The following is a 16,633-nucleotide window of genomic DNA, read 5'->3' as shown; positions in this document are numbered from 1 at the left end:
GTTACCCTCGGTCGCGCCCGAAACGACCGAGGGGATGCCGCTTCACCATGCCGACCTCACCGCTTGACGATCCCCAGCAGATCCAGGGCAACATCCTGCGCCCCTTCGGCGGCCGCCACCAGGCGTTCCTGGCCCTGTCGTTCAGCAACGACCGGGCCGGGGCCCGCCGGTGGCTGACCGGCGCCGCCGACCGCGTCGCCGGCACCGACGACGTGCCACCCAAAGGGCCGTCCCGGTTCAACGCCGGCCAGTCCCTGCTCAACGTCGGGCTCACCGCCAACGGCCTGGTCGTGCTGCACCCCGAGACCGCGAACCGCCTGGCCGGCTACGACGCCTTCTGGCGCGGCCCGCTCGGCCCCCGGCTCGACGACCAGGGCCGCGTGACCACGACACCCGCGCTCCTCGGCGACATCGGCCGCAGCGACCCGGCGTCGTGGGTCGTGGGCGGCCTCGGCCCGTCGGTCGACGCCCTGCTGACCATCGCCGCCGGCGACGACGAGACCCTCGTGCAGGCCGTCCGCCGCGAGGAGAACGCGGCCGCCGCGGCCGGGCTCAAGGTGCTCCACCTCGAACGCGGCAAGGTCCACCGCGACGACAAGGACCGCCGTTACGACCACTTCGGCTTCGTCGACGGCCTCTCCCAGCCGGGCGTCCAGGGCTTCGCCGACGACGCGGGGCTCCCGGCCGCGTCGGTCGTCGCCCCGGGTGAGTTCATCCTCGGCTGCCCCGGCGAACGCCGGCCCGCGACGGCGGCGCCGCGCCCCGCCCCGGCGCCGTGGATGCGGGGCGGCTCGTTCCAGGTGTTCCGCCGCCTCACCCAGGACGCGCAAGGCTGGTGGGACAAGATGGAGTCGCTGCGCCGCCCAGGCGAGACAGCCGAGGACGTGGCCGCCCGCGCGGTCGGCCGCAGCCTCGACGGCAAGCCCCTGGCCGACCCGGCCGCCCCTTCCGGGGGGAACGACTTCAGCTTCAAGAACGACCCGAGCGGTCAGACCACGCCGCAGTTCGCCCACATCCGCAAGGTGAACCCGCGCGACGACGAGGTCTTCCGCGACCGCGGCCGTAAGATGCTGCGCCGGGGCATCCCGTTCGGCCCGCCGTTCGACCGCGCCCGCCCCGACCGGCAAGAACGCGGCATGGTCTTCAACTCGTACGTGGCGAGCATCGAGGACCAGTTCGAGGCCGTGCAGCGCAGCTGGGCCGGCAACGCCGAGTTCCCGTCGAGCTACCTGGCCAAGTACGGCAAGATCGCCGCCGAGCCACAGCGCTGGGACGGCTTCGACCCGGTGCTGGGCCCCAACCCCGACGAGGCCGCCGAGCGCCTCCCCGCCGCCGTCGTCGACAAGATCCCCAAACTGGCGTACGGCGGCTTCGTGACGACGACGGGCGCGGTCTACGCCTTCGCCCCGTCCCTGCCGGCCCTGCGCCGGCTCGCCGGCGACGAAAGCCTCGACGACTAGTTCCTACGGTCGTGGCGCGGCATCCGGTCGATACGTTCGAGCAGCGTCTCGAGGTCAGGCCCAGTGTCCGTCACAATCCATTGTGGAAGGGCAGGCAGCGGCGGTCCGGGCGGCAGGCGCACTCCGGTGAGGCGCCGGTACGCGTGTCGGTACTCCAGGCTGGGTGCTCGCGCGTACAGCCGCTCGTAGATGTCGGCGGCCGTCCTCCGGGCGTTGTCGTCGTTGGGGTCCGCCTGCCAGGCGGCATCGAGCAGCGCCGCCACCTCGTGGGGCTCGGTCCATCGTTCGGCTGCCTTGCGTAGCGCTCCGGCGGCGAACCCCGGCTCGATCTCACCGTTGTCGACGCGCAGACGGACCGCGAGGAGGTAGGCGTTCACCTGTGTGTCTCGCTCATCATGCTCCTCGGCGACGCGCAGCGCCTCGGAGTTCAGCCGCTCCGCCACCGCAGGGCGACCTCCGCTCAGGTGCAGTTTGGCCAGGCGATGGAGCGACTCGCACAGGTAGTAGGGAGCATCGAACTCGCGTGCTAGCGGGATGACTCGCTCCAGCAGGCGCTGTGCCTCCTCGGGGCGCCCTTCAGCGGCGGCGATCACGCCCAGGCCGGTCACTTGATCGACTACGGGGATCCAATCGCGTAGTTCGACAGCGACCCAAAGCGAGTGCATCGCGCATGCCCGAGCCCGTGCGAAATCGCCCTCCGCGCGGTAGATCTCGCCCATGTTTCCGACCGTGATGCTCGCGGAGGGTCGTGCGCCGATGTCATGCGCCACGTCCAGCGCCTGTCGATATGAGGCGATGGCCTGCACGTGGTCGGCGTTGCGCTGGAACGCCCAGCCCAGATTGCCCGCGCTGACCAGCATCCAGTGCCGGTCGAGCGTTTGTTCCGCAGTGCTGAACGCTCGTTGGAAGTGCGCGATCGCCTCGTCCGGCTTGCCGGTGTTGAGCAGGCACAGGCCGAGGTGATTCAACGCGGCGCACATCGCCGCCCGGTCGTCGGCCGCAGTCGCCATCGCGAGGTGCCGGTCGGCCATCGCGATCGCCTCGCCGTATTCGCCCTGGCGGAAGAGCACGAACGTCATCCGGTCCATCGTTCGCGACAGTCCGGCAGCGTCGCCGATACGCTCGAAGCCGGCGAGAGCCCGCTCCAGCCAGCTCACCGATTCGGCGTGTGAACTGGTGTACATGAGCAGGTCGCCGAGTTGGCGCTGTCCGGCAGCGACGATCTCGCGGCGCTTGGTGGCCTTCGCGGCTCGCATTGCCAGCCGGTAATGGCGTTCGGCCTTGCTCCATTGTCCCGTGTGGTGATGCACGGTGCCGATCTCGATGTGAAGTGCCGCTTGTTCAGCCTCGGGCAGGAGTGGCAGCAACTGTTCGTAGTAGTGGGTCGCCGTCTCGTTCGCGAAGATCGCCTTGGCGCGGTCGCCGGCCGCCCGGAACCAGAGCCGCTGCTTGTCGAGGCGTTCAGTGTGTGAGTAGTGATGAGCTAGTACATCGACATATTGAGAGAGCCGGTCGGAAAAGGTCTCCTCAATGAAGATCGCGGCGCGCTCGTGCAGGGTGGCGCGTGTGTCGTAGGTGATGCTCTGGTAGGCCGTTTCCTGTGTGATCGGGTGCTTGAACTGGAACTCCGCCTCGGACTCGATACCGACGCGCGGAGTGAGATCGAGCGCGTCCAGTCGGCGCAGGTTGGACGCCACCTGCGCGATCGAGCCGGCGGCCGGATAGACCGAGGCGATCCACGGCGGCTGGAATCGGCGGCCGATCACGCTGGCCACCTTGATTGCGGCCTTCTCGTCGTCGTTGAGTTGGTCGATGCGAGCCATCACGAGCCGCTGGAGACTACCGGGAACGTGCAATTCGGCCAATCCGGCCGGATCGGCCGGATCGACGCCACCACCGTGCAGGTAGGCGACCAGTTCCTCGATGTAGAACGCGTTTCCCCCGGCGCGCTCGTCGATTTGCTCGACCAGCTTGCCAGCGATCTCGGCGGATCGCCCGTACCGGTCGTGCAGCCGGAGCATGGCCAGCCGCCGGGCGTCCGTGCTGGCCATCTGTGTGAGCTGCAGGTCAACCACGTACCTCGCCTCAGCCAGTTTGCCGGGAGCCGGCTCGCGCGAGGTGACCAGCAGCAGCACCGGCAGCTCGGAGAGCCGTCCGACGATCAGTTCGAGAAGGCTGAGCGAGGCGGGATCGATCCAGTGGCAGTCCTCCAGCAGCAATACCAGTGGCCCGGCGGCGGCGCGCTCCCTCAGGCACGCCAGCAACAGGGAGCGCAGAAGTTCGTCCCGACCGGCGTGGTCGAGTTGGGCTGTGAGGTCGGTGTCGTCCATCGGCAGATCCATGACCGCGGCCACCAATGGCGCTCGCTGGCCGGTGCCGTCGTATCGAGCGACGCGTTCGGTCAGCGCCTCGCGCTGCCGGTCGAGGGACATGGTTGAGTCGATCTGGAGCAGTTCGCGCCAGATCGACCGCCACACCAGATAACTGGAGCTCGTACCGTGCGAACGGCAGCTGTCGCCGTAACCGGTGAAACCGAGCGTCCCGGCCAGGCGGCAGGCCTCGGCTGCCAGCCGAGATTTGCCGATGCCGGCCTCACCGTGAAGCCAGACGACGCTTCCGCGGCCCGTCAGCGCCTCGTGCACTCGAGCACGGAGGCTCGCCATCTCGGCCGAGCGTCCGACCAACGCGCCCGGTGCGGGGGAGGGCAGGGGACTCGACGTCGCCGAGTTCGGCACCGCGTGAACGATCCACGCCGGCACCGGTGCGGCCTTGCCCTTGGCGACGACCTCGATAGGGCCGTCGGCGACAGCGACGTCGCTGACTTGTTTGAACGTGGCTCTGTCCACGAGGAGGTGACCAGGCGGCGCCGCCTGCATGAGACGTGCGGCGAGATTGACCGCGTCACCGACGACGGCGTACTCCCTTCGGATGTCGGAGCCCACCTCGCCGCAGAAGACCGGTCCGGTGGTGACCCCACCTCGGTCAGCGCCGCCCAGGGCGAGCAGCTCGAGACAGCACCGGAGCGCTCGTTCCTCGTCGTCCTCATAGCTGACAGGTGTGCCGAAGACGGCGACGAGGATTGTGCCTTTGTCATCGGCCATCAGGTGGCGCAGATGGCCTCCGTATTGGTCGATGATCGCGACCCCAGCCGCCAGATAGCGTTGCAGCGCCTCCACCGACGCGGGGTTGCCGACGTCGAGGTCGGGTAGCCGTACGAAAGCGGTCGTGACTTTGCGGTGTTCATTGACCAGCTCGTGCCGTCCATATCGCAGCCTCGTGCGGATCGCGGGGTGCAGGAAGGGTCCCAGAAGCTGCTCCAGCTCGCCGGTAGGCGGTGCCGGTGGGGTGTACTGAGGGTCGGCCGTTCCGAGCGGCTCCGCCGATTCCAGCAGAGCGGCATCGACCACGATCTCGCCCCGTTCGGCGCGGTGCAACGCATCGATCGCGTCGGCGAGGGCGGGTCCTGCGATCAGGTGCTGGAGTCGAGTCGCCGGGTCGCCGAGCAGCATCAGCAGGAGCTGGCCGGAGGCGAGGCCGACTCGGATCGTCAGGGAGCGGGCGCCGTCCGGCGTGATCACCGGAACCACCGCGGCGGTGGCCTCCCGGATCAGCTCGGCACAGCGGATCGCACGGCGAGCCACGGTGGCAGCGGTAGCGGGCGTGTAGTCGAACATTCCGACCAGCGCGTCACCGGCGAAGTCGACGACGCTGCCGCCGGACGCGGCGATCGCATCGGCCGTGAGCGCGAACCAATGGTTGATGATGCGGGTGAGCTGTTCCGTGCCGTAGCTGCCGGATCCCGCGAAGCTTTCGGCCAAGGCGGTGAAACCGACGACATCGGCGTAGAGGACAACCGCCTCGGCGTGCTGGACAACTGGCGGATTGCTGACACTGTCAGCCGTCAGCAGCAGCCTCAACGTATGTTCGGGCAGATAAGAACGCCAGGTCGCGGAGAGTTCACTCACGATCTGTGATGACTGGGTAACGCCATGTTCCCGCGTCACTCCTTGTGCTGCCACCTTCCTGATCCTACTGTCGAGGATCAATCATCACTCTCGCACGTCTGTCGCCAATGGGGAGCGAGTCATGGGTGTAGGCCTCAGCGACGCTGTGTTCAAGCTGGATGGTGCGTGTGTCCATTCGCTGCGGTTCTCCTTCGGGGCTCCGCTGGGATACCCGAGCGCACCCGCGCTGCCAGACGGGGCCGACAGCCCGCCCGCGCTGTTCCGCCGCATCCAGGTGGCGTCGCCGCCCCCGACGCGTGGCGGCGAGCCGTGGCAGAACGGGATGAAACTGGCCGGTCAGCCGTTCGAGCCGGGAGCCGGCGCCGACAAGCTGGCTGAAGTCGTCTGTGACGAGGGCATTCCGTCGCTCGACGCAGCGAATCCCGAGACGGTCGTGCTCGACGAATGGTTCCGCGTGGAGAAGCAAGAGGCGACGGTGGACTTCCCGGGCGAGGACCACGGCCGTTATCTGCTCGCGATCGGCTATTGGAGCCCGATCCCCCAGGGCCAGCCCACCGCGCAGAAGACCGTTGCCTACTACGGCGATCGATACGAGATGGAGTGGACCCGTCCGGTTGCTGTGGGTGACTGGGTGGCGGTCAGCTTCGATGCCTTCTTCCCGCCCGAGCGGGACAGCTCTGACGTGATCATCCCGATCACCGAGTGCGACTGTCCTTGAGGGCTCTGATCGTCTGCGGCGGTTGGGAAGGGCACGAGCCGGTCGCCGCCACGTCGCTGTTCGCGCCGTTTCTCGAAGAGCACGGCTATGAGCTGCGGCTCGCCGATTCTCTGGACGTCTACACCGACCGGTCCGCGATGGACGCCGCCGACCTGATCGTCCAGTGCTGGACCCACGGACGGTTCACCGGCGAGCAGGAGGCCGGCCTCGTCGAGCGGGTCGAGGCGGGCGCCGGGTTCGCCGGTTGGCACGGCGGGGTGCTCGCTGTCGGTTACGAGGCGTCGCGTTACCAGCTCATGGTCGGCGGCCGTTTCCTCGTTCACCCCGGTGGGTTCGTCGCACGATGATCGAGCGCGGCCTGCGCTGGGCCGGCGGAATGGACTAGCTCAGCCAGAACTCGAGCAGGTCCTTGTCGAGTTCCTGCTGGTAGGCGCCCACGATGCCGTGCGGCGCGCCGGCGTAGACCTTGAGCGTGCCGTTCTTGACCAGTGTGATCGCTTTCAGGGCGGCGTCGGCGATCGGCACGATCTGGTCGTCGTCGCCCTGCGCGATGAAGATCGGGACGTCGAGCGCCTGAAGGTCCGCGGTGAAGTCGGTTTCCGAGAACGCCTTCACGCAGTCGTACGCGGCTTTGAGCCCGACCTGCATGCCGAGCCGCCAGAACTGGTCGCGCTGCCCCGGCGAGACGGTTGAGCCGGGCCGGTTCGCGCCGAAGAACTGCACGGCCAGGTCCTGGTAGAACTGCGATCGGTCGCCCTGCACGCCGGCGCGGATGCCGTCGAAGACCTCGATCGGCGTCCCCTCGGGGTTGGCGTCCGACTTGACCATGACCGGCGGCACCGCCCCCGCTGTAGCGATCTTGGCGACCCGTCCCGCGCCGTGCTGGGCGGCGAACCGCACCACCTCGCCGCCCCCCGTGGAGTGGCCGACCAGAATGACGTCCCGCAGCCCGAGCGCGTCGACCAGAGCCGCAAGATCAGCCGCGTACGTGTCCATGTCGTTCCCGGTCCACGTCTGCGACGACCGTCCGTGCCCGCGACGGTCGTGCGCGATCGCCCGGAACCCGTTGTCGGCCGCGAGCTTGAGCTCGATGTCCCACGCGTCGGCGTTCAGCGGCCACCCGTGGCTGAACACGACGGGCTGCCCGCTGCCCCAGTCCTTGTAGAAGATCTCGGTGCCGTCGTCGGTGGTGATGTAGGGCATTTCGCGCTCCGCTCCCGGTGGGACGGGCCGTCCCCGCCTCGCTGGCACCCCGAGCGTCCGCCGGGCCCTGGCCCCCCGCCATCGACCGGAAGACTGGCCCGCCTCCGTTCCGGTAGACCGGCAGATGACAGGCGACTAGACCGGCAATACCGATTGCAAAGTGCAACCGGTGGAGTATGGTGCGTACCGGCTTCCCAGGGGGAAAGAGGAGCCGAGATCATGGGTCGTAACAAGTTCGGTCCCCAGCGCGGCCCCTGGGAGAACCACGAGTGGCACGGATGGTGGGGTGACAACCCGCCCTTCCGTACGCCGGTCTTCGTTCTCACCCACCACGAGCGTCCGTCGTTCAGCCTGGCCGACACCACCTTCCATTTCCTGGACGCGAGCCCGGCCGAGGCGCTGGCCCGCGCGAAGCAGGCCGCCGACGGCCGCGATGTGCGCCTCGGCGGTGGCGTCGCGACCATCCGGGAGTTCATCGAGGCCGACCTGGTCGACACGATGCACATCGCCGTCGCGCCGATCGACCTCGGCCGGGGCGAGCGGCTGTGGGGGAGTCACACCGATCTTCTCGACCGTTTCCACCTCGACTCGGTGCCGAGCCCGAGCGGAGTCACGCACCTGCTGTTCTGGCGACGCTGACCTCAGGTCGGGCCGGTGAGGCGGTTGTGGAGGGGGGAGGATTCCGGGGCGCGGGCTTTCAGGGCGGCCAGCAGCTCGCCGACCGCGGGCGGGGCGGCGCCCGACGACGGCACCGCGGCGAGGGCCTCGTCGATCAGGGGGATCGCGTCGTCGGGCGGGCCGATGGCCTGGACGGCCAGAGCCTGGAGCAGCAGGGCGCTGGGCAGACCGGGGTCGCCTGTCGTGCGGAAGCGGGTGACGGCGCGGCGGGCGTACCCGAGGGCCTCGGGCCAGCGGTCGCGGCGGGTCAGGGCCCAGCCGGCGTAGAAGTCGGCCCAGCCGATCTGGCGCTGGTCGCCGCAGCGTTCGGCGCAGTCGAGGGCGTTGCGGGCGTGGTCGAGGGCCTTGTCGGGCTGGTTCAGGCAGACGATGTGGACCCAGGCGAGATAGCCCAGGTGTACGGCCCGCAGCCGCTCGTCACCGAGGCGTTCGGCGGCCCGGCTCGACAGCGTGAAGACCGTCACCCAGTGCGGCCACGACGGCCAGCGGTCCGAATACCAATGCAGCGACTCGGCCGCGTCGAGGACGCGCTGGTCGTCGCCCTCGCGGGCCGCCCGGCGCAGCGCGGGCAGCCAGTTCTCGGCCTCGCGTTTCAGCCAGTCGAAAGCTTGGCCGGGCGGTCCGGCGGGGCCGGGCGGGAACAACCGGCCGGCGTCCACCACCTTGTCGAGCAGCCAGGCGTCGCGGCGGCGGATCGCGGCGACGCGGGCGGCCGAGTCCTCCTCGCGGTCGAGTTCGAGCCCGGCATAGAGGCGCAGCAGGTCGTGGAACTCCAGGCGGCCGTCGGGGCGCTGTTGCAGCAGGGAGAGTTCGACCAGCTCGTCGAGGGCCTGCTCGGTCGCCGGGATCGTCTCCTCGGCGAGCACGCCGGCCAGTTCGACCCCGGTCGACGTGCCCGGCACCAGGGCCAGCCGGCGGAAGACGCGCTGCGCGATCGGGCTGAGCTGCTGGTACGACAGCGTGAACGCGGCCTTGACCTCGAGGTCGCCGGCGGCCAGCGCGTCGAGCCGCTGTTCCTCCTCGGTCAGGCGGGTGATCAGGTCGTCGGGCGTCCACCCCGGACGGCTGAGCAGGCGGTTCCCGGCGATCCGCAGGGCCAGCGGCACGTTGACGCACAGTTCGGCGATGCGGCGCAGGCTCTCGGGCGAGGACCGGGTGCCGGCGTCGTCGAGGATGGCCGACAGAAGGCGTACGGCGTCGTCGGAGGGCAGAGCATCAAGGCGCATTCTCCGTACGCCTTCCAGGCCGCTCAACGCGCGGCGGCTGGTGACCAGCACGACCGTGGGCCCGTGCGGCGGCAGAACGGGACGGATCTGGCTCTCGGTCATCGCGTTGTCGAGGACCACGACGAAACGCCGGCCACGGATCAGCGTGTGCCACAGCGCGGTGGCCTCGTCGACGTCGCGGGGGACCGCGGGCTGGTCGGCGCTGACCGCCCGGATCAGTCGGCCCAGCACCGTGGCCGGGGCCAGCGGACGCGCGTCGAGCCCGCGCAGGTCGACGAAGAGCTGCTCGTCGGCCGGCCACACCTGGGCCGCCTGCACCGCGAGGGATGTCTTGCCCACGCCGGGCGCTCCCGAGATCACCACGACGGGCGCCGGCGAGCTCTCGCCGGCCCCGGCCGTCCACGCTCTGACCTGGGCGAGCTCGCTGTGCCGGCCGGTGAAGTCGGCGACCCGGCGGGGCAGCGGCAACCCCGAGACGACCGGCGTGGAGGATTGCCGGCCACGCCGGGCCGCGGCGAGCAGGGCCGCGCGCTCGCGGCCGTCGAGCTTCAGCCCGTCGGCGACCGCCTCCGCCGTACGCAGGCGCGGGTTGCGGCTGACCCCACGCTCCAGGTCACTGATCGCCCGGTCGGTGACCCCGGACGACTGGGCGAGCTGTTCGAGAGTGAGACCGGCCGCGAGTCGCAGCCGGCGCAGCAGGACGCCGAAGGGAACGTCCTCCGCCATGCCCCCACCCTTTCACGCTGGTGATTCTTCGTGTCTTCTTCGTGGCGCAGCGCTCACCGATGATGATCGGATGGTGTCGGGATTAACCGGTTCGGCAGATGGTCGCGGCTGAAAGGGGGATCGCCGTGATAGGACGCGTCCGGGAGATGAAGGAGCTCAGCACCCTGGTGGAATCGGCGCAGTCACATGCTGTGTCGATGCTGTTACTGGGTGAGATGGGGATGGGGAAGACGACTCTGATCAGGGCGGCCGCGGGGGTCGCCCAGGAGCGGGGATTCCGGGTTCGCGAGCTCGACGCGGGGCGGCCGGCGGAGTGGGGGCTACCGCTGCATTCGGACGACCCCGCCGACGCTCTGCTGGCGCTCGACCGCCTCGGCGGTGGGGCACCGGTGCTGTTGGTGGTCGACAGTGCCGAGAACGCCGGCCGCGCGGCGCTGCACGGACTGACGCGGATCATGCGGGACGCCTGTGCCGAGCCGGTGGGACTGCTGCTGGCCGCGCGCGGCAGCGCCCCGCCGCCGGGTTTGGGCGCCGAGATCGCCCGCTATCCGGTGGGTCCGCTCGACGACTGCTCGGCCGCGCGCCTGGTCAGCGGACGCGGTCCCCGCAAGGAGATCCTGCGCCGGGCGGCCGGCAACCCGCTCGCGCTGCTGGCCGACGAGCCGCCGCGTGAGTTCGTGGACCGGGTGGCCGCGCTGCCTGCGGTGACCCGTCGGCTGCTGCTGCGAGCCGCGCTGGCCGACGAGCACCTGACGGTTCTGAACCTGGCCGGCGGAGGCTCGGCCGACCTGCGCGACTGGCAGCCCGCCGAGGTCGCCGGGCTGGTCGCGATCGACGACGGCCGGGTCCGGTTCGGTCATCCGCTGATCCGCACGGCCTGTCTCGCCGTGGCGGCCGTCGAGCTTCAGGAGGCGTACGGGGATCTCGCCGCGATGACGGGCAGTCCGTACTACCTGGCCCTGGCATCGGAGGAGCCGGACGAATCGGTGGCGTCCGCGCTCGAGGAGCAGGCCGGCGGGCGGCGCGACTACGTCAGCGAGGCGCGGGCGCTGGTCGCGTCGGCCGAGCGCAGCCCCGCCCCGGACGACGCCGCGCGCCGCTACGCGCGGGCGGTCGTGGCGGCGTACCGGTCGGGGGAACCCGAATGGACGCTCGAGCTGCACCGGCGAGTGGCCGCGCGCACCGATGATCCCGATCTGCTGGGCTTCGCCGACGCCGCCGCCGGGCTCGCCATGATCCACTCAGGGCGGCCGGGCGAGGCCTTCGACGTGGCCCGGCACGCCGCGCACCGGCGGCCGCGCGACGGTCAGCTCGTCATGGCCGCGGTCGCCGTGGCCGCGAACGCCGCCCTGCTCACCGGGGTGGCGGCCCATCGCGAGCAGCTTCCGGGGCTGCTCGACCTGGTCACCGAGGGGCCGGTCGGCGGGCTGGGCGACAGTTTCCTGCCGGTCGACGCGAACCCGGTGACACGGGCCTGGGTGCTCGCGGTCGCCGACCCGTACGCCTCGCCTCGGACTCTGAACGAGGACGGGGTGCTCACCGGGCGGGCCGAGGTCGCGTGGACGCTCGGCACCAGCATGATCGCCTGGCTGCGCGACGACTCCGCCCGCGCCGCGGCCGAATTGTCCAGCCTGTGGCAGGCCGGGCGCAGCTACGGCGCGATCGGGGCGCTCGCCGTCCGGGTCCCGCCGATGATCCTCGCGATGATCGACGGCGGGCGATGGGCCGACGCCGAGCAGGCGATCGACGAGGCCGAGACGCTCGCGGCGGCCGGGGATGTGAGCCTGCTGCTGACCGCTCTGCCGGACCTTCGGGCGACGCTGGGTGCGTTGCGCAACGACGTCGTGCCCGTGCCGTCGACGTCCACCGGCGACGCGTTCACCGACGGGCTGCGGCATCGGGCGGCCGGGCTCGGCGCGCTCGCGGGCGGCGACTACGAGAAGGCGTACTGGCATTTCCGGGGCATGTTCGACGTGGCCGGCGAGCCGGTCCACTACTTCCTCGGACCGCGGTCGCTGCCGCAGCTCGCCGTGGCCGCGAGCGGGATCGGGCGGCGGGGAAGGGCGCAGGCCCAGGTGCGGCGCATTCTGCAGGGCTGCCGTCAGCGGGTGGGGAGCACGCCGACGCCGCGGATGGCGATGCTGCTGTCGCACGCCGCGGCGCTGCTCGACGACGGCGACGAGACCGAGGAACATTTCCGGCGGGCGGTCGGCGACCCCGACAGCGCCCCGCAGTGGCCGCTCGAACTGGCCGAAGCCCAGCTCAACTTCGCGCTCTGGCTGCGAAAACAACGCCGGGTCGTCGAGGCTCGGCCCTTGCTGATGGCGGCGCTCGACACTTTCGTACGCCTCGGGGCCGACGCTCACGCCGAGCAGACGCGCAAATATCTGCCCGGGGGCGCGCTGCTCGACGACCGTCCGGTGACCGGCGACGCTTTCGCCGCGCTGACGGCCCAGAAACAGACGATCGCGCGGCTGGCCGCCGGCGGGATGAGCAACCGGGAGATCGCCGGGCGGCTGTTCCTCTCACCGCGCACGGTCGGGTCTCATCTGTACGACATCTATCCGCTGCTCGGCGTCAGCAACCGGCATCAGCTGCGGGCGCTGCTCGCCGGGGCCGCCTCGTGACCGGGTTCGGTCCGCACGATGCACACGAGCTGATCGGACGCGACCGCGAGCTTGCCCGGGTCGGTGAGTGCCTCGGGCCGGGGCGGCACCGGCTGCTGATCACCGGCGGGCGCGGGGCGGGGAAGTCGCGGCTGCTCGCGGCGGGGGTGCGGCGGGCCTGCGACAGCCATCGCGTTGTCACCCCGCATGTGTCGGCGCTGGCCCGGCACCTTTTGCTGGCCTTTCGGCGCGATCTGCCCGGATTGCCGGGGGCGCACGGGCCGGCGGCGCTGGCGCTGCTGGGATTGGACGGTCAACAGCCCACCGCCGTACGCCCTGAGCCGCGCGACCTTCCCGACATTTCCGGTCTGGTAGCGACCGGCTCTGAACGGCCCGGGTGCGGCGGTGATTGGTCGTCCGCGGCCACCGCGTCCGTCGTGCGTGGAGTGCTGACAGCCGTGAGCCGCAGCGGGCCCGTGCTCGTCGCCGTCGACGACGTGCACCGGCTCGACCGGGACGGAGCCGAGCTGCTCACCGCGATCTCCGAGGTGACCTCGGTGCTGCTCACCGGCGCGTACGTGCCGGCCGGGCTGGCCGATCTGCCGACCCTGGAGCTCGAGCCGCTCGGCGTCGAGCACGCCGCCCGCCTGCTCGACGCGCAGGACCGGGCGCCGACCGGACGGGCCCGCGCCGAGATCCTGCACCGCGCGGCCGGCAACCCGGCGACCGTCGTCGAACTGGCCGCTGACCGGCACGCCGGGGGCCGGCTGCAGGCCGCGTTCGCCGCCGAGATCGCCGCGCTGCCCGAACCGACCCGTGGGCTGCTGCTGCACCTGGCCGCCGCGACCCCGCCGGTCGAGCGGGCGCGCGTGACCGCGGCAGCCGGGCTGCCCGACGGCGACTGCTGGACGCCGGCCGAGCGGGCCGGGCTCGTCGTCGTGGACGCCGACGCCGCGATCTTCACGCATCCGCTGGCGGCCGAGGCCGCGTACCGCTCGGTGCCGATCTTCCAACGCCGGCAGGCACACCGGAACCTGACCATGACCGTGGCCGCCGACTCCGAACGGCGGGCCCAGCACCTGGCCGCGGCCACGTCGGGCCCGGACGAGCGGATCGCGGCGGGCCTGGAAGCCGCGGCGGCCGTCTTTCGCGACCGTGACGCGCTGTTCGAAGCCGCCGCCGCGATGCAGGAGGCGGCACAACGTACGCCCGAACCGGCCGACGCCGCCCGCCGGTTCGCGCAGGCCGCGGTCGACGCCCGCAACCTCGGCGAGCCGGACTGGACGGGCGAGCTCTACGGCGAGGTGCGGCGGCTGTCGGGCGACCCCGACGACGTCAACCTGGCCGCGCACGCCGCGGCCACCGCGCTGACCCGCGCCGGACGTCAGAACGAGGCGTACGCCCTGGTGGCCGGGGCTCGCCGCGTCGGCCCGCCCACTGATTCCCGCATCGGCGAGGCCATGATCGGGCTGGCCGCCGTCATCGCCGTGATGACCGGCGACGAGAAGCAGCGGCGCGCGCTCGAACCGATCCCGTCCTCGGACCCGCTGATCGCGGCCTTCGCCCGGATGGTCCGTGACCCGTCGTCGGGCGCCGGAATCGCCCTGTGCGACGCGACGGCGGTGCCCGAGCCGGGCGCGGCTTTGAGCCGGCCCGAACGGCACCGGCTCAACGTGATCGGAACAATCGCCGGATATCGGGACCGAACGCGCCTAGCGGCCGGGCTGCTTCGGGCCACCGTGGACGCCGAGCCGCGCGCCCGCTCGTCCGTCTCGGGCGTCGAGGCGCTGCCGTCGCTGGTCGCCGCACTGATCGACACCGGCGAGTGGGCGACCGCCGAACGGTATGCCGACGCGGCCGGCTTCGCGGGGCTGCCGGTGCTCGCGGCCGGGACCGAGGCGTTGCGGGCCCAGCTGCACGCCCTGCGCGGCGAGGTCGAACCGGCGCTGCGGCTGGTGCGCCGGGCGGTCGGCCGGGTCGACATCCACCAGCACCGTACGATCGGCGTGCGCCTGCTGCGGGCGGAGAGCCTCGCCGCGACGGCCGGGGGCGACTACGAGAACGCGTACCGATATCTGCGCTCGATGTTCGACCGCGACGGGCGGCCGCTGCACCCGTTCCTGTCCGGCCGGCACGTCGCCGAGCTGACCGCCGCGGCGATCCGGTGCGGCCGCGGCGACGACGCCCGCCGCATCATCGACGGGGTGCGGGCCAGCGCGGGACCCTCAGCCCGCATGGCGCTGCTGCTGCACCTGGCTCGGGCGCTGCTCGGCGACGGCGAGGACCACTTCGTGGCGGCCACCGCCGATCCGGCCGGCGACGAATGGCCGTACGAGAGGGCGGTTGCACGGCTGCACTACGGCGAATGGCTGCGGCGCGCCCGGCGGCCCCGCGACGCCCGCGTGATGCTCTCGGCCGCCGCCCGCACCTTCACCGGGCTCGGCGCCACCCACTCCGCCGAACTGGCCAACCGGGAGCTCGGCGCGAGCAGCCACCAGGACGGTCTCACCGGCGTGCTGACCCACCAGGAGCGCCAGGTCGCCCATCTCGCGGCACGCGGACTGCGCAACCGGGAGATCGCCGAGCAGCTTTTCATCTCGGTCCGCACCGTCGGGGCACATCTGCACAGCGTCTATCCCAAACTGGGTATCAACGGACGTCATCAGCTCCGCGAAGTGTTCTCCGAGCGCTCATCCGAGCAGCTCTGAGGCAAGACGACAGTAAAATGGCGGATGCAGCGGCGCTCGCGAATCGTCAGGCTCAATCCCAGGAAATGGGGGGAGCAGAGGATGTTGACCGAGAAGAGCCCTGTACTCATGGAACCGGCCGTGCAAAGCGACGCGGCCCTGCGCCGCAGCAGACTGCTGCTGCACGCGAGCGAGGCACTGGCCGCCACGTCCACCACCGCTGACGTACTCGTCACCGTTCCGGCCCTGCTGCGCGACGCGCTGTCCGCGACGCACGCCGCCGTGGTGCTGGCCGGCATCACACCCAGCCCACGCGGTGGCGCGATCACCACCGTCTCCGACGCGCTCACCGGAACCGCGATCCGGGACCGCCACTCGCAGTACTACGAAAGCACCATGGACCTCACCGTCGTCCACCCGGGACTGGCCGAGGACTTCGAACAGCTCGGGTGGCAGGCCGCCGTCTGCGCGCCGCTGCCCGACCAGGCCGGCGCCGTGCTGCTCGCGTGGGACGAGCCGCAGACCTTCTACGTCTTCGACCGGGCCGTCATCGCCACCCTCGCTCTCTACATCGGCCAGGCCCTCGACCGCGCGGTCAAGCACGACGCCCGCGCCGCGATCACCGAGACCCTCCAGCAGGCCATGTTGTCGCAGCTCCCCGACCTCGACGACTTCGAGCTGGCCGCCTACTACCGCGCCGCGGCCTCACAACGCGTCGGCGGCGACTGGTACGACGTGATCCCCGGCGCCGACGACCGGCTCGCCCTGGTGATCGGCGACGTGGTCGGCCACGACACGGCCGCCGCCGCCCGCATGGGTCAGCTCCGCAACATGCTGCGCGCCTACCTGGTCGACCGCCGCGAACCCCCGTCGGCCCTGCTGCGCCGCCTCGACGCCGCGAACCACGCGCTCGGCGAGCCCACGATGGCCACCGCCGTGGTCGCCTTCATCGACCGCGCCCCGAGCGGCGGGCACCGGCTGCGCTGGTCCAACGCCGGCCACCCGCCACCCGTGGTGATCCAGCCCGACGGCGAGGTCCGCCCGCTCACCGGCAACGACATGCTGCTCGGGGCGCGGCGGGGGTCGCCCCGCCACACCTACACGGCACCGCTGGCGGCCGGCTCGACTGTCCTGCTGCACACCGACGGCCTGGTCGAGAACCGGGCGCAGAACATCGACGAGGGCTTCACCCGCCTCTACCGCCGGCTGAGCATCCGCAACTTCGGCGTGCCCCGCGACCTGCTCACCCGGCTGGCCGCCGAGATGCCCGGAGATCGCGCCGACGACATCGCCATGCTCGCCGTCCGCATCCCGGGCCGCCGCTGACGGTCTACGTCCCGACGACGCCGAGCCGTTCGAGCACG

Annotated in this window: 10 protein-coding genes; 7 read left to right on the top strand and 3 right to left on the bottom strand. The window is 71.4% G+C overall.

What is annotated here, in order from left to right; genetic code table 11:
• Positions 1-47 precede the first annotated feature (47 nt).
• On the top strand, positions 48-1,460 hold the full coding sequence (locus tag EER30_RS22415; RefSeq protein WP_127502453.1) for a Dyp-type peroxidase: 1,413 nt from the start codon (positions 48-50) through the stop codon (positions 1,458-1,460).
• Here the strand turns inward: EER30_RS22415 and EER30_RS22410 are convergent.
• On the bottom strand, positions 1,457-5,479 hold the full coding sequence (locus EER30_RS22410; protein ID WP_164842445.1) for a tetratricopeptide repeat protein: 4,023 nt from the start codon (positions 5,477-5,479) through the stop codon (positions 1,457-1,459). The two genes, EER30_RS22415 and EER30_RS22410, sit on opposite strands and share 4 nt — an antisense overlap.
• A gap of 67 nt (positions 5,480-5,546) precedes the next feature.
• Between EER30_RS22410 and EER30_RS22405 the strand changes: the two genes are divergently transcribed.
• Both EER30_RS22405 and EER30_RS22400 read left to right on the top strand, forming a co-directional pair.
• A complete protein-coding gene (locus EER30_RS22405; RefSeq protein ID WP_127502451.1) occupies positions 5,547-6,143 on the top strand; it encodes a hypothetical protein in 597 nt (198 codons plus the stop codon).
• Entirely contained in the window at positions 6,128-6,490 is a 363-nt protein-coding gene (locus EER30_RS22400) for a ThuA domain-containing protein (RefSeq protein WP_240670229.1), read from the top strand. The genes EER30_RS22405 and EER30_RS22400 overlap by 16 nt, the downstream gene beginning before the upstream one ends.
• Before the next feature lie 34 nt (positions 6,491-6,524).
• On the opposite strand, the gene EER30_RS22395 is transcribed toward EER30_RS22400, so the two are convergent.
• Positions 6,525-7,346 carry an alpha/beta fold hydrolase gene (locus tag EER30_RS22395; RefSeq protein ID WP_127502450.1) on the bottom strand — a complete coding sequence of 274 codons (822 nt, stop codon included), beginning with the start codon at positions 7,344-7,346 and terminating at the stop codon, positions 6,525-6,527.
• Positions 7,347-7,565: 219 nt separating this feature from the next.
• Between EER30_RS22395 and EER30_RS22390 the strand changes: the two genes are divergently transcribed.
• On the top strand, positions 7,566-7,985 hold the full coding sequence (locus EER30_RS22390; protein WP_240670228.1) for a dihydrofolate reductase family protein: 420 nt from the start codon (positions 7,566-7,568) through the stop codon (positions 7,983-7,985).
• A 2-nt stretch (positions 7,986-7,987) separates the two neighbouring features.
• On the opposite strand, the gene EER30_RS22385 is transcribed toward EER30_RS22390, so the two are convergent.
• Positions 7,988-9,976, bottom strand: a complete 1,989-nt coding sequence (locus EER30_RS22385; RefSeq protein WP_127502449.1) for a helix-turn-helix domain-containing protein — start codon at positions 9,974-9,976, stop codon at positions 7,988-7,990.
• A gap of 221 nt (positions 9,977-10,197) precedes the next feature.
• Here EER30_RS22385 and EER30_RS22380 point away from each other — a divergent pair, with 221 nt between their 5' ends.
• The 3 genes from EER30_RS22380 (at position 10,198) to EER30_RS22370 (ending at position 16,595) form a co-directional block, all read left to right on the top strand.
• Positions 10,198-12,603: a LuxR family transcriptional regulator gene (locus EER30_RS22380; protein ID WP_240670227.1), complete on the top strand. Its 2,406-nt coding sequence runs from the start codon at positions 10,198-10,200 to the stop codon at positions 12,601-12,603.
• Positions 12,600-15,290 (top strand): helix-turn-helix transcriptional regulator, encoded by a 2,691-nt coding sequence (locus EER30_RS22375; RefSeq protein ID WP_127502447.1) that lies wholly within the window; start codon positions 12,600-12,602, stop codon positions 15,288-15,290. Before EER30_RS22380 ends, EER30_RS22375 begins: the two co-directional genes overlap by 4 nt.
• 81 nt (positions 15,291-15,371) lie before the next feature.
• Positions 15,372-16,595 carry a PP2C family protein-serine/threonine phosphatase gene (locus EER30_RS22370; protein ID WP_127502446.1) on the top strand — a complete coding sequence of 408 codons (1,224 nt, stop codon included), beginning with the start codon at positions 15,372-15,374 and terminating at the stop codon, positions 16,593-16,595.
• The last annotated feature ends 38 nt before the right edge of the window (positions 16,596-16,633 follow it).

Origin of the sequence: Actinoplanes solisilvae (assembly GCF_003999975.1) — a bacterium.
Classification (GTDB): Bacteria; Actinomycetota; Actinomycetes; order Mycobacteriales; family Micromonosporaceae; genus Actinoplanes; species Actinoplanes solisilvae.
This window is presented reverse-complemented; position numbering and strand designations above follow the sequence as displayed.

Bases quoted from the DNA above. Each gene is read 5' to 3' on its own strand.
- EER30_RS22415 (WP_127502453.1), top strand. From the start codon at position 48: ATGCCGACCTCACCGCTTGACGATCCCCAGCAGATCCAGGGCAACATC.
- EER30_RS22405 (WP_127502451.1), top strand. From the start codon at position 5,547: ATGGGTGTAGGCCTCAGCGACGCTGTGTTCAAGCTGGATGGTGCGTGT.
- EER30_RS22395 (WP_127502450.1), bottom strand. From the start codon at position 7,346: ATGCCCTACATCACCACCGACGACGGCACCGAGATCTTCTACAAGGAC.
- EER30_RS22390 (WP_240670228.1), top strand. From the start codon at position 7,566: ATGGGTCGTAACAAGTTCGGTCCCCAGCGCGGCCCCTGGGAGAACCAC.
- EER30_RS22385 (WP_127502449.1), bottom strand. From the start codon at position 9,976: ATGGCGGAGGACGTTCCCTTCGGCGTCCTGCTGCGCCGGCTGCGACTC.
- EER30_RS22380 (WP_240670227.1), top strand. From the start codon at position 10,198: ATGGGGAAGACGACTCTGATCAGGGCGGCCGCGGGGGTCGCCCAGGAG.
- EER30_RS22370 (WP_127502446.1), top strand. From the start codon at position 15,372: ATGTTGACCGAGAAGAGCCCTGTACTCATGGAACCGGCCGTGCAAAGC.